The sequence below is a fragment of the Paenibacillus sp. 2TAB26 genome (assembly GCF_052115145.1).
Lineage (GTDB): Bacteria > Bacillota > Bacilli > Paenibacillales > Paenibacillaceae > Pristimantibacillus.
The window spans coordinates 17,119-30,887 of the sequence record NZ_JBFRGC010000025.1; the positions used below are offsets into that span (position 1 = coordinate 17,119).

General features: G+C 43.9%; 7 protein-coding genes. All 7 read right to left on the reverse strand.

Translation table 11 applies throughout. The annotated features are described in order from the left end of the window. Positions 1 to 10 precede the first annotated feature (10 nt). Positions 11 to 4,420 (reverse strand): DUF4855 domain-containing protein, encoded by a 4,410-nt coding sequence (locus AB4Z50_RS26080; RefSeq protein ID WP_441883561.1) that lies wholly within the window; start codon positions 4,418 to 4,420, stop codon positions 11 to 13. An 855-nt stretch (positions 4,421 to 5,275) separates the two neighbouring features. Then, positions 5,276 to 6,550, reverse strand: a complete 1,275-nt coding sequence (locus AB4Z50_RS26085; RefSeq protein WP_441883564.1) for a Gfo/Idh/MocA family protein — start codon at positions 6,548 to 6,550, stop codon at positions 5,276 to 5,278. An 89-nt stretch (positions 6,551 to 6,639) separates the two neighbouring features. Continuing rightward, the gene (locus AB4Z50_RS26090) at positions 6,640 to 8,331 is read right to left on the reverse strand and encodes a response regulator transcription factor (RefSeq protein WP_441883567.1); all 1,692 of its coding nucleotides are present in this window, start codon (positions 8,329 to 8,331) and stop codon (positions 6,640 to 6,642) included. Positions 8,332 to 8,344: 13 nt separating this feature from the next. Next, positions 8,345 to 10,078 (reverse strand): sensor histidine kinase, encoded by a 1,734-nt coding sequence (locus tag AB4Z50_RS26095; RefSeq protein WP_441883570.1) that lies wholly within the window; start codon positions 10,076 to 10,078, stop codon positions 8,345 to 8,347. A 39-nt stretch (positions 10,079 to 10,117) separates the two neighbouring features. Next, positions 10,118 to 11,002: a carbohydrate ABC transporter permease gene (locus tag AB4Z50_RS26100; RefSeq protein ID WP_441883573.1), complete on the reverse strand. Its 885-nt coding sequence runs from the start codon at positions 11,000 to 11,002 to the stop codon at positions 10,118 to 10,120. Between the two features lie 33 nt (positions 11,003 to 11,035). Beyond that, positions 11,036 to 11,923 carry an ABC transporter permease gene (locus AB4Z50_RS26105; protein WP_430060408.1) on the reverse strand — a complete coding sequence of 296 codons (888 nt, stop codon included), beginning with the start codon at positions 11,921 to 11,923 and terminating at the stop codon, positions 11,036 to 11,038. 94 nt (positions 11,924 to 12,017) lie between these two features. Continuing rightward, positions 12,018 to 13,658 carry an extracellular solute-binding protein gene (locus tag AB4Z50_RS26110; RefSeq protein ID WP_339204686.1) on the reverse strand — a complete coding sequence of 547 codons (1,641 nt, stop codon included), beginning with the start codon at positions 13,656 to 13,658 and terminating at the stop codon, positions 12,018 to 12,020. Between the last annotated feature and the right edge of the window lie 111 nt (positions 13,659 to 13,769).

Below are 13,769 nucleotides of genomic sequence, written 5' to 3' on the forward strand. Positions count from 1 at the left end.
CCTCGTTAAACTATTCTTTCGCTGATAGCAAATTCAAGATTCGGTAAAGAAACACTGCAGTTTCAGCACGGGTAGTATGGCTGCTTGGCTTGATCATGCCGCCATCGCCTTGAATGAGCCCTAGCTCAATCATGCCTGCTATGCTGCTGGCTGCATAATCTGGCACCTTATCTGCATCCTTGAAGCTGCTGAGCGATGCAATATCTCCCGTTAGCTCTAACGCTTCCGCTGCCTTTAATGCCCGCGCTGCCATAACCATCATATCTTGCCTTGTCATCTTTGCCTTCGGCTCAAATCGTCCACCCTCCATGCCGGTAACGATGCCTAGCTTCTTAGCAATAGCCACTGCATCATAATAATAATCCGATGGCTGAACATCTGTGAATGCATCGCTTGCCTCCGCCTTCAAGCCTAACGCTCTTACAAGCATTAGAATAAAGTCTGCTCGGCTTACCTCTACAGCCGGGCTGAAGGTTGCAGCCGATGTTCCTTTTACGATACCTAAGGCAGCCAACTTCTCAACCGCTTCCTGCGCCCAAGAGTATTTGCCGAGATCTGTAAAGGCTGCTGCGGGCTGTTTATAAAATACTGCATAGATGCCCATTCGGTCTGTTTGGAACCTGATATGTTTATCTGAGTTAGAATAGGCTGCTGCCACAATTGCTGATGCTGTACCTTGTTCATTAATGGACAATATACCGATGCTTGACGCTGTCTCGCTGTCTGTTAACAAATACGGAACCGTAACGGTAATCGGTGCCTTTGCATTGGTCCATGTATAAGCCTTTCCATCCAATAGCGCCGAAAGCTCAACGACTGCTCTTTCACCTACCTGGATTTGTACATCCTGCTTCAACGTTTTAAGGTCCCGCTCGCCAACGATAAGACGCAGCTCCTTGCCAAGCTCTGCTGACTTCACCAGCATCTGTCCAGAAAGCAAGATCGTTGCTTTAGGCGTCGTTACTTCAATAAGCAAGTTAGGATGATCAGACAAGAAGGATACAGGAAGATCCAAGGCATACTTCGCTGCCTCGCCGTTTTTGTTAAGCACAATCGTTGCTTTCAGCTTTCCGTCTTTATCTGCTTTCGCCCGAGCTATCGCCTTCTGAAGGTCTTGTTCACTGACCACACCGACAGCCATCGTTCCGCTCGGATCAAGCTTAGTGCTCATTTCCGCTTTGACAGAACCATCTGATTGCAGCTGGAACAAGTCAGGAGTGGAAATGACCGAGTCACCGCCTCCTCCGCCAGTCGATACTTTTTTGTATTCAAAAGTAACCCGTTTAGGCTCGCTCATATCATCTAGTGCTAGATACGCCTCATAGATTCCCTCTACATCACCTGTCAATGTAAAGGCGAATTGAAAGTTTCCAGCTTCTGTACTCGCCGTCTCGGCTGTGTAATTTACCTTGCCTTGTGGATCAAGCACCTTCAAGCTTACTTTTGTATGATCGCCATTCACCACTAACCCATCAATTGTTACCTTTTTTGCCGCAGTATCTAGTCCTGCTTTAACGCCTTCTATCGTCTTAATAAGCTCAATCTCTTTCTTGTATTCAAAAGTAATCTTCTCCGGCTCACTCATATCATCTGTCGCTAGATAGGCCTCATAGGTTCCCTCTAGTTCACCTGTAAGTGTAAAGTCGAATTGAAAGTTTCCAGCAGCTTCACTCATCTTCTTCGCTTCATAGTGAACTTTGCCTTGTGGATCGACGACTTTCAAACTTACGTTTGCAAGATCGCCATTCATCACCAGACCGTCTAAAGTTACTTTTTTGGATGCCGCATCTACCGTAGTTTTAATGCCTTCAATAGGCTTGGCTTCCTCTGCTCCCGATAAGTGATAAACGCCAAATTCATAGAACGAATATCCGTAAAATGTTGCTCTTTCGATCCCTTCAAATTTAATGTATCTAGCCTTGATCGGGTCAAAATGAACCGTTTCTTTGCCGTCCTTCGCCGTAATTACGCCGTCATTTTCCTTGATCACACTCTTCCAATTTTGCTTATCATCGGAGACGAGTAATTTATAGGTTTTTGCGCGAGCGTATTCCCAATCAATCGTTACAGTGTCCATCTCCGTCACTTCACCGAGATCGACCTGGAACCATGTGTTGTTCAGCAGTTCACTTGCCCATCTTGTTGAAGGGAATCCATCAACTGCTTTCCCCGGAGCATAATTTGGATTACCGGCTTCTACTGTAGATGCTTCCGCGGCTTTATTCTGTGCCAAATTTCCAAGCAGGTAATAGACGTCTTCCTTCAGCGTGCTGTACGCCCCGTCTGTAATCATATGCTCTTTTTTCAGAAGCTCCAGCTTCGCATTAAAGCCTTTTAAGTACTTGGTAAACTTCGACTTGTCGTTTCCTTCGAACCGGCTCATCATCTCCAAATAATTGTTCAGCGAGCGAGCTGCTTCGTCATTTGTGAATTGTTTGGTTTCCTTGTAGCTTTCAATTAATGTTTTCAAATCGGATGCGCTGGTACCCGCTTCAATCACATAAAATGTTTTTTCCGATTTGCCTGCTGCTACGGTAATGACAAGCTCATGTTTTCCTGGCTTGCCTGCCAAATTTATAACCGTTCCTTCTGTGTAAGGCTTGCCATTAAAGGTAGCTGTTACTTTATTCAATCCACTTCCATCATCATTGATTAATTTCCATGTAAACGAAATGGGTTCTCTTTCCGAAATAGCCACTCCGCTTTGAAGCACTTGGCCATTCATTTGTACTTCTGCCTTTGGAGGGGCAGCGTTGTTCGCTTGATACGTTCCTTTTATAAATTGATAGAGCCAATCGTACAAAATGCGTGTTGCAGGATCAGCACTTACCGCCGTATCAAATACAGCATTATTACCTTGGTAGTAGGCTTTAAAGGCTGATTGCATAAAGCCGGTTTGGACGCCGCTGTTTAAATAATCAACATACCGCTCCCTAAACACGCCATCAGTCACCATACGATCATCAAACTCAAGCTCAACGCCCATCCCATACCGCTTCGCTATGTTCGTGGCGTCTTCCAGACGATCCTCATCCAATGGCTCGAAAAAGTAGTTTGGCTGGAAGGCTACAGCATCTATCCCGACATCCTTCCACATATGGCTTTTGTAAGCTAAGAAGTGCGGTATCCAGAAAAGCTTCAAGTTCTGAGCATGCACTTTATTACTCGTCGAACGAATTAAATCCGGCCCTGTCGCGCTTGTACTGATTTGTTCCTCCAGCCAGTACATGCCGGCAAGCTCAAGATGAGAGTAATGGTTTGATGCCCATTTTTGTTCCGCTTCATTTAACCACCACTGTATCGCTTTCTCTCTATTTGCATACGCTTTCATTTCTCCGACTTCAGAAGCATTGAAGCTTTCAGATATACCATCACCGTCAATATCTCCGAAATCGTTCACATACTCACCTGGGTCTGGAATCATTAAAACAACCTTTACCTTATGATCAGGCTGATTTAGCTTGCTTCCAACTTCCATCGCCGCTTCGTTTAGCTGCTGCATATCGCCTGTTTCTGCAAATGTTTTGTTCAGGTACCATTTCCAGTCCTCCAGCGTAGCTCCTCCGCCAAACGCATTTCCGGCCGGCGATGTAAGTCCAAGATAAAGAACGCCGTCAAAAAGCCAATCCACTGGTTCCCCGGCAAGGTCTACGTAACTGATATTAGGAATAATCCGATCCTTCGTCCAAGTACCCTTATCATTCGCATATTGTCCGTTATAGAGCAATCCAAGATTACGAATGCCAGCCGTTGCTTCTCCCGGCTCTAAGTAGCTCGGCTGCTCAGCGGCAACTTCTTCCGCTCCTTCCACTTTTCCATCTGCGCCCCATATTTCGATTTCATCAATGAAGGTCCAAGCTCTCGTATGCATCGAGAAGGTTACTTTCACATAACGGGCATAAGCCATCTCCGCATCAGAATTCCCGCTTTTGATGCCATCTCTGCTTCCATTCCAGTCATATACCTCTTCTCTTGGCGGCCCATCCCCCCAAAGCAGCTTGGTTGAATTGTGTGAAAGCGTTCCCCAATTTTCTTTGTCGTCGGATACGTACATTGAGACCGTCAACGGCACAAGCATAGTGTTGTCAGGCCAATCCTGCAAAAATCGCGCTTTAATGCTCGAGATAGATTTCTTCTCCCCTAAATCAAACACAACCTCGCGTGTCATCTTCTTCACATGCCCTACCCAAGCCGGGTCCGACATATCCAACTTTCCATAAATGCCATCGGTCAGCTTATTATGATCATCCGGGTACTTGGCCTCCGGCGCTTCGGACCATTCATATCCAAGCCCCGCAGCAAGATTACGGAATGCAGACTGTCCCTGATCTTGTCCCTCTTCCGCTTGTACTGCCGGAACCAGTGTCAACAACAGGGCACTTATCAATGCGATAGCTATCCAGCTTTTACTTCTTTTCATTAATGACAGCTCCCTTTCTATTCTCAAATAAAAAGACTACTAGACATGCAATACAATAGGTTTCATTTCAAGCCTGCTTTAAGTCTTTTGCAGCACTCAATCCTCCTTCCTAAGATTCCATCGCAACCGATGTAGAAGCTTGCAGGCCATGTTCTTACTGTTACTTTAAGAAACTTGACCCGACTTTCAAAGAGATAACTTATGACTTTGATATACATTTGTTTACTTGTCTCATTTCACCGCCCAGATTGCTCTTGCCATGGACAAATAAATAGGCCTATCTCAAAATAAATAGACCCAAATAGGTAATGGCGTCACAGAAATAAATTTCTGTGACGCCATTTTTTTTCATCAGCTGCATGATTATTAATGAAATCGAGCTATCTTTCCAGTGAGTTTATCTCTTTTGAGACACACCCTTTTTTATTCGTGCCTCGCATGGAAGCGATAGGTTTAATTTTGCAACGCATTCTACTTTCGCATTTATACGTATTCACACAATTCGCCTCAACTATTGACGCTCAAAATGCTCTGTTGCTAGCGGCCATCGTTAAAGCATATATCGCTAACGAACCTAGCAGCTCTTATTTAGACTATTCGTATCGTTTTGAAATTCTAACGAACTCCAGAATCGTTAATTCGAGGTAAATGAGGCATAACACCTTATAAAACTTGAAATAACGACATTAAGATTCGTTAAAACTTAAAAAATCTAATTTTCTGTACAATAAGCTTAATACAGTTCGTTAGGGGAGTGCTCTTAGCATGTTGTGCGCCGCTGACGGCTGCACAATGATTAAGCACAAAAGGGTACTATCACTATTGAGACACCTTATCTCAACCTGCCTAATTACCTTATGCAGGCAGCTCTTGCTTCTCAAGCATATCCGACATTTTGATCGCAAGCCCCTCATGCAGCCTCGAATGCTCCGACGCAAATGCTATCAGATGGCTTTGCAGCGACGCCGTTGCAGAGGTCAAGCCATGTGAGGGATTGCTGTCAAATTGGCAAACGTTTCTCAGGAACGAGCTGACCATCCGATCATCTCCGCCTCCGTGGCCATCCCCTTGGACACTGCAGCGAATTTCAAGCTGTTCTCCCGTTGCATAACGATACAGCGTAAAAGAACCTTTCTCCATATCGCCAATAATTTCACCCTTTGTGCCCATCATTTGAACACGGCGTGTTCCGCTTTGCGTCAATCCTGACATAATGAACGATGCATTCGCTCCATTCTCGAATTGCATATTCACAACCTGATGGTCAACGACATTGTTATCGCAGCGGTATACACAACGTCCAAACGGTCCTTCCTTCAGCGCTTTCAGAATACCCTCTTGTGACAAATCATTCGTCATATATCTCGCCCAAGCGTGATCCGGCGCCTGCATATACATCTTTATCGCTGAGAAAGCACATTCCTTCTCGACGGCGCAGCCATCAATGCAGCGTTCCGCTGAACCATCCGGAGCATTCTCCGATCTGAAATGCAGTAAAGAGCCGTACGAGCTAACGCTTGTACAAGGCTGATCCATAAGCCAAGAGATGATATCCAGATCGTGGCACGATTTGGCCAAAATCATTGGACTAGTCTCCTCTGAATTCCGCCAATTGCCGCGCACATAACTATGCGTCATATGCTGATAACCAACATTCTCCGTTAATTGAATCGTACCCACCATGCCAAGCTCGCCGTCCTCGATACATTTTTTAATCCCAGACCAAAAAGGTGAATACCGAAGCACATGCGTAACAACAAGCAGCCTTTTATGCCGCAGTGATGCCTGCTCAAGCTGAATGCATTCCGTAAGTGAAGGCGACATCGGCTTCTCAAGCAGAACGTGATAACCGAGCTTCATGGCCTCCATCGCCGGAATATAATGCATCCGATCGAGTGTACAGATGATCATGACATCTGCTATACGCCCTTGCTCAAATACTTTCTCCCAGCTGTCATACACATGCTCTTGGTCGATTTGATGGATTTCTGCAAACCGATTTCTCCGTTCTTCATTTGGTTCAGCTACAGCAACCATTTTTAATTCATTCGGAAATTTCTCCGCATACGGCCCATAAATGTATCTTCCTCTGCTGCCTGCGCCTAGTAATACGGCTGTTAATGTTCTCAAAATTTCTCCTCCTCTTGTTCGCTTTCTATACCTCAATTGTAAGGGGAGCGTTCTGGAGGAGACAGAGATCGTTGTTTACAATCCATATACTATTGTTGACCTTGCATTTGCGACTGGCATCTTGCCATGCGGAAATCCTGCGGTGTCGTCTCGTTCTGTTTCTTGAAAAACCGAATAAAGGCAAGCGCGGAATTGTACCCGAGCGCAGCCGCAATTTCATTAACTTTCATGGATGTGTTCAGAAGCATGTCTTTGGCAACTAAATTCCGATAGTCGTTCACGTATTTCGATAAGCCTATGCCCGTTATTTGCTTATAAAGTCTGGACAAATAAGAAGGATTTAAGCTTACGTAATCCGCTAAAGCGGTTAAGGAAATATCGGTAGACAAATTCTCTTCGATATAGCGATGTATTTTATTTACAACCTCAGTCGGCAATTGCGAGCCGCGCAGCGTATTCCATTCAAAAAAACAGTCCGCCATTTGCCTATAATACTGAATCAATTCCGTCCATGAGGTAGAATCCCCGTAGCGGTATAACTTCTCCAAGTCGAGCTGCGTATTCATGTAATCCCGAATGTCCCGGTTTTTGTGTATATAGTAAAGAAACACTGCCGAGAGGGAATGATACATTTCTATTTTGCGCTCATTAGGCGTTCCTGGGACATTCCAAATTGCAGTAAGCTCCATATACAATTTATTGAACTGCTCCCGATTGTTATTTTCCAGACAGCTCATCAGCAATTGAACCCGAGCATGGTAAAAGCTATCATGAATGCTGCCGGCTTTATCGTCTGTCTCTTGATTCTGAATGTCCTTATCGGTCATAATGACCTCATTAAACAATCCATGCCCTTGCACCAAACCATATTTGTTCGCATGAAAACGATCCGATAGATCATTCCATTCCGTCACTTCGCTGCCAAGGAGAAAAGAAACGGTCGTTCCGAGCAGCCTCTTGCATGTACCTTGAATCGTTTCCAATATGCCGCTCGTATAGCGATAGGCTCTAACAAAATCCAAATTATTGGAACTGGTATCAGTAGATAACTCATCAGAGCTATTCGGTTGAATCAGCCAGACGATCTTTGACAGCTCAAATACAACGGAATAGCTTCTTACCTGTGCAGACAAATATTCGTCGCCAATATTTTGCAGCGCATAAGTTAACAAAGCTTTATCCGGCGCAGTGAACATTTCCTTCCATACATCGATTCTGGCAATAAGTACATAAACCGGCAGGGCAGCATCGAGCGGAATATTTAATTCATTGAAGGCCTGCTTTAACTGATTCTCCGCTGCATGCTTACCCTGCAGAAGCCCCCATATATACTCTTTTTGCAGTGAGGGCAATGCCAGTCTCATACTGGTTTGCGCTCTCGTAATCATCTGTACTTGATCCTGTTCCTCTTCTATTTTCTCGATGGCTCGTTCGACAGACTGGATGATTTTTTCGTCGCTTTCTATTTTCAGAATATAATCAAAACCACCGTAAGTAATGGCGTTTCTTGCATATTGAAAATCGTTATATCCCGTTAGAAAAATAACTTTGCAGGCAGGCCACTGTGCCTTTATTTCCTGCAACAGCTCGATTCCTTCAATTCCCGGCATTTTAATGTCGGATACGACGATATCCATGCGATGCTGGGATAATACCTCCAATGCTTCTTCCCCTGAATAAGCTTTCATCACTTCGAGCTGCAAATGCTCTGTCTGCTCGAACAGCTCTACTAAACCATCAACAATAATGGGCAGGTCATCTACAATGAGCAGTCTGTACATGGTGTTTCCTCCTCTAGCTTGCACTCAGTTTGATGGTGACCATCAATCCGCCTAAATCAGATCGTGACAGCGCAATGCCGTAATCCTCTCCGTAACGCAGTTGAATTCTACGATGAACATTTATAATTCCTGTTGTTTCCTCGATATGATTTGTAGAATGCCGCAGCTTCTTCTGTAGCTGTTCAATCTCTTTATCCGTAATGCTCTGGCCATTATCTTCCACATAAATCATGAATTCATTTTCCGTTTGGTCACTGTGTACCTTCAATTCGCCGCGCTGTACCATATTGCCTAAAGCATGCTTATAGGCATTCTCAATAATAGGCTGCAAAATCAGCCTTGGTACGTGAATAGCTGGGACATCTCCCGCAAAAGAAACCTGTATCCGTTCCCCGTAACAGATCGATTGCATGTCAACATAAGTACGCGAATGCTCTACCTCAAGCTCGAGAGGGATCTCATCCTCATCATCGCGAGTAATAAACTGAAAGTATTGCCCAATGTATAAACAAAATTGATAGGCCTTCTCCTTCTGACTGTCCAATTTAATTAATCGGCACAGAACAAAAAAACAGTTATATAAAAAATGAGGATTAATTTGCGATTGCAGTCGTTTCAGCTCCGAGCGCTGATTCCGAATTTGCTGCTCGTAATTTTCCTTAATTAACGTATTGAGCGATCTTACCGTGTCATTAAAGGCTTTGTACAAATATCCGAATTCATCTCCTCCACGGTCAATCACAATCGGCTCCAGCCTATTTTGCTGAACACGGCGAAAGGCTTGCACCAGCTTCATAAGAGGCCGGTAAATAAAGCGCAATAGGAAATAGGTGAAAAATAAGACGATACCTACCGAAAGAGCACAAGCCCATAAAAATAATGTTCTGTACATTTGCAATGATCCAAGAACCTTCTCTTCGGGAATACAGGTAATCGAATAGGAATTCCAAAGCGTAGAATATTTATATACTGTAAGAAAGCGCTTACCATTGTAGATAACCGTTTCGTAACCTTCATTGGACTTTGATTGCTGCTTTTTAACAGCCAAAGCTTTCATTTGCCCCAGTAAAGCCGAGTCTACCCCGCTTTCAATTTCCCAGCCGCGTTCCAAATTAAGAAGCACACTGTGTCCGTCTCGCGTTCCGCCAATTTGCGATAACGTGTCCTTTATTTTGCTCGTTGAGAGCTCAACCCCTACAATATACAACGGATTTTTAACTGAAATAATAGGATATTGCATCGTTATAAACAATCGGTTCTCCCAAAAAATGAACGGCTCTTCATACAATTTCACATTAGCCTGCATGGCGGTATACTCCGATTCATTCAAAGAGGTCTCAAAATCATTGCTCAGAATCGTGCGCTTGATTAATGGAATATACGCCTTAGCTTCTTTAATAAACGGACTTGAATTTTTCATAAGCTCAAGCCTTCGCTGGATATCCAATATTTTGCGCGAACGCTCATATGAGCTCATGTCATTGCCCGTTGTAGCAATTTCCATCAAATCTTTGTCCATCACATAGTTCGGCAAGTAACGGCTAATTCGATCCGCTTCCTTGTCGAGAGAGTCCATATAAAATCTAGTCGTATTCAGTATCGATTCTGAGATCTCGCTGCGAATATTTTCCGAGCCCTTCTCTATTATCATCCAAGTAATGGCCATCAGCGGCAGCAAGGCCGCCAAAAAGGCAGCCATAATTTTTTTGAATATGGAGGAATCATGCAAAAAGAATAGGTTTTTCATCGTTTTAACTCCTGCTAGTAGTAGTGGACCATTCCGGCACTATTCTTTTACGCTCCCCATTACGATTCCTTTGATGAAAAACCTCTGTAAAAAAGGATACACAATCAGAATCGGAAATGCTGCGACAAAAATTTGTGCCGCTCGGCTTGTGCGATCAGACAGCTTGAGCATTAATTCGGCATTTTCCGCTTTAATAAAGCGGAAATCCATCTTAATAATGACCGTCTGCAGAAACGTCTGAAGCGGATAATTCTCAGTATGATTCATATAAAGCATGCCGTCAAACCAACTATTCCAATGCCCCACCATCGTAAGAAGTCCCGTCGTTGCCAAAGCTGGTAACGATAGCGGTACATATATTTTCCATAATGTAGTGAAATGACCTGCACCATCTATACGCGAGGATTCCTCTAGTTCTTTAGGCAAATTACGATAGAAGTTAAGCAATAAAATAACATTAAACACCGGAATAGCCGTTGGCAGGACTAGCGCCCACATCGTATCGATTAAACCTAGCGATTTTACAGTCAAATAAGAAGGAATCAGACCGCCGCTGAACAAAATCGTAAACACGAATAACCAAGCATATAAGGTTCTAAGCCGAAATTGACGGGGATCTTTGGATAATGGATAAGCGGTTATAATCATCAAAACCATACTAATGGAGGTTCCTAGAACAACGCGCTGAATCGATACCCAGAACGCACGCAAATATTCCGGTTTTCCAAATACATTATCATAAGCCGCAGTGGTGAATTCAACCGGCCATAAAATAACCTTCCCAGCAGCCGCGGCAGCTCCAGAGCTGAATGAGATCGCCAAAATATGAATGATAGGCATGAGGCATAAGAAGGATGTCAGCATGAGAAAAGTAAAGTTGCACGCTACAAATAGTCGTCTGCTAAATGATCGGTTTGTAACCACGTAATGTCTCCCTTCTGAATTACGAACGCATCGTTAGAAAATGCGGTAATTCGCTACACGATAAGCTAACAGATAAGATAGAGAAATGAATATAAAAGAGACGATAGATTTCAATAAGCCTACTGCCGTGGCGAAACCAAATTGCGCTTGCTGCACACCCATTCGATAGACAAAGGTGTCAATAATATCTGCGCTTTCATAGACAGGCGGACTATACAAATTAAAGATTTGTTCGAAGCCCGCGTTGAGTACATTCCCGATATTAAGCGTAAACATAAGCACGATAATCGGCATCATTCCAGGCAGTGTCACATGAAAGGTCTGTTTGATACGCCCTGCACCGTCAATTTCGGCTGCTTCATAAAGCGAGGGATTGATGCCCGTCAGCGCAGCCAAATACACAATTGTACCAAATCCAAACTCCTTCCATACATCCGAGGCGACCATAACATATGGAAACCAATCATTGCTCCCTAAGAAAAAAATAGGCTTTATCCCAAACAAGCCTAATATTTGATTAAAAACGCCTGAGGATGGAGAAAAAACATCAACGATAATTCCGCTTAGCAGTACCCATGATAGAAAATGCGGCAAGTATACAAGCGTCTGAAACGTCCGTTTTATCCATTCTCTCCGCAGCTCATTAAGCAATATCGCAATCGTGATTGGTACAATGAGACCTACTATGATTTTCATCACGGCTATATAGACCGTATTAAAGAAAATACGTCCGATATCAGGGTAATCAATCAATAGCTGAAAGTTTTTCAGTCCAATGAAAGGAGACCCGAATAACCCTTTGTTTGGTACATATTTCTGAAAAGCCATAATGATGCCGACCATCGGGACATAGCTAAAAATCAAAACCAAAACGATTCCCGGAAGCAGCATCAGATGAAGAGGCCATTCCCTCTTCCACATCCGTGTCAGTACATTCAAGCCATTCACCTCGTTGTTTAAGGTTAATAAAAAGAGGGATTGCTTCAACCAATCCCTCTACTCATTCGTTTTGCAATTATTTCAGAGCAGCGTAAAACTCGTTTACTTCTTTTGTAATTTCATCGCCGCCAAGCTTTTTCCATTCCACGACGAATTTATCGAATTCATCCACTGATACTTGATTCATGATGATTTTGAAGAAAACTTCATCCCGCTTCTTGAGCAAAATTTCTTGTCGGTCTACCATAGTTGGAGTTGGCGCGCCGTAAAATTTATTTTGCAAATATTGCTTATTCTTCTGAATTTCCGGTACATGAGAGAACGCGCCGCCTGGGCCTGAAATCAAATACTCCCACCACATGCTCGTATCACCGTCAACATACTTCATTGCCCGCTCATACCGCGTTTTATGATCCTTCGTCACCAAAATGCTAGTATCTTTATTGGCAATCGCTTTTGGCAGTATTTCGCCGTTGTTATCCAGTTGTTTACCTACGCGCAGCGGACTAAGCAGCCAGTAGTTGTTGCCCTTCTCTTTCAAGTCTTTACCGAATTCGTATACCTTTTGCTCATCGGTTGGATGATTGTCGACGGCAATCCACTGGTTCAGCAGCCTAATAACGCCTTCTGGATGCTTCGCCTTCTTGGAGATGACATAATATTCATCAACACCCAGCCCGATTTGGGATAATGCAGGACTGCTGTCTACCGTTGGAATCGGGAATGCTCCCCACTCCTGAACCACTTTTCCGTCCTTCACAGCACCTTTCACAAGCTGAGCTGGTGTCCAAGATGCGCCATAAACCATACCAATGCTATTGTTGTAAACGAGTTCTGCCGCTTTCTCCACATCTTTTACAGCGAACTCAGGATCAATCAGCCCTTTTTTGAACATATCCTGCAGTGCAGCAAGCGCATCCTTTACTTGCGGCTGAATGTCGCTATTGACCAAGCCGCCTTTGCCATCTTCGATCCAAATATTTTCATAGGCATGATAGCCATTGAGGAATGCACGTAGTCCCGTTACTCCTGTATCCATACTGAATGGATTTTTACTTACGGCAAGCCCGTATGATGTGCCTGTGCCGCCTGGATCTTTGGCTTTGAAAGCTTCAGCAATCGCCATGAAATCTGCCATCGTCTTCGGCTCAGGCAAATTCAGCTCCTTCAGCCAGTCTGTACGCACATACAAAAACTGATATTGGTACGGATTGTATGAGCTCGGAATACCCATCAGCTTGTTGTCGAACATCGCTGTTTTCATCTGCATGCCGCCATCCATCGTCAAAAACTTTTTCGTTTCCTCTGTGGCATTCTCGTCATACACCTTGGTCAAATCCATAATCATATCCGCTTCAGTCAGCTCTTTCAATTGCGTCGCATTAACTAGGAGGAAATCGGGAAGATCATCGGATGCGATCGTAATCTTTACCTTTTCCTTGAATTGGCTCGTATCGGCTACCCACTTGTTCGTAATCTTGACGCCAATGTCTTTCTCATAAGCATCGTATACGGAATTTTTCTCGAAACTCTCGCCCTCATCAAACTTCAAATACTGATCGCTTGGCGAAACCGTCGATACTTCAATCACTTCATTTCCTTTCTCAACGGGCGTGTTAGTCGATTTTTCCGGTTCATTCGTGTTTTTGCCACACCCAGCAACGGCCAAGCTAAGAACCAATGCGATACTCAAGAGCGCCTTCCTTTTCTTCTTCATACTACCCCTCCACATGGTCTTCATAATAATAATGCGGCTGCTTTTATGCAGCTTTCCTTCTTAGTTCTAGTATAGAAAGGTGAGCAATGTTGATCCATATACTAGTCTTTA

What these genes read in the sequence shown, in the direction of transcription:
- AB4Z50_RS26080 (WP_441883561.1), bottom strand. Translation starts at nt 4,420, where the DNA reads ATGAAAAGAAGTAAAAGCTGGATAGCTATCGCATTGATAAGTGCCCTG.
- AB4Z50_RS26090 (WP_441883567.1), bottom strand. Translation starts at nt 8,331, where the DNA reads ATGTACAGACTGCTCATTGTAGATGACCTGCCCATTATTGTTGATGGT.
- AB4Z50_RS26095 (WP_441883570.1), bottom strand. Translation starts at nt 10,078, where the DNA reads ATGAAAAACCTATTCTTTTTGCATGATTCCTCCATATTCAAAAAAATT.
- AB4Z50_RS26105 (WP_430060408.1), bottom strand. Translation starts at nt 11,923, where the DNA reads ATGTGGAAGAGGGAATGGCCTCTTCATCTGATGCTGCTTCCGGGAATC.
- AB4Z50_RS26110 (WP_339204686.1), bottom strand. Translation starts at nt 13,658, where the DNA reads ATGAAGAAGAAAAGGAAGGCGCTCTTGAGTATCGCATTGGTTCTTAGC.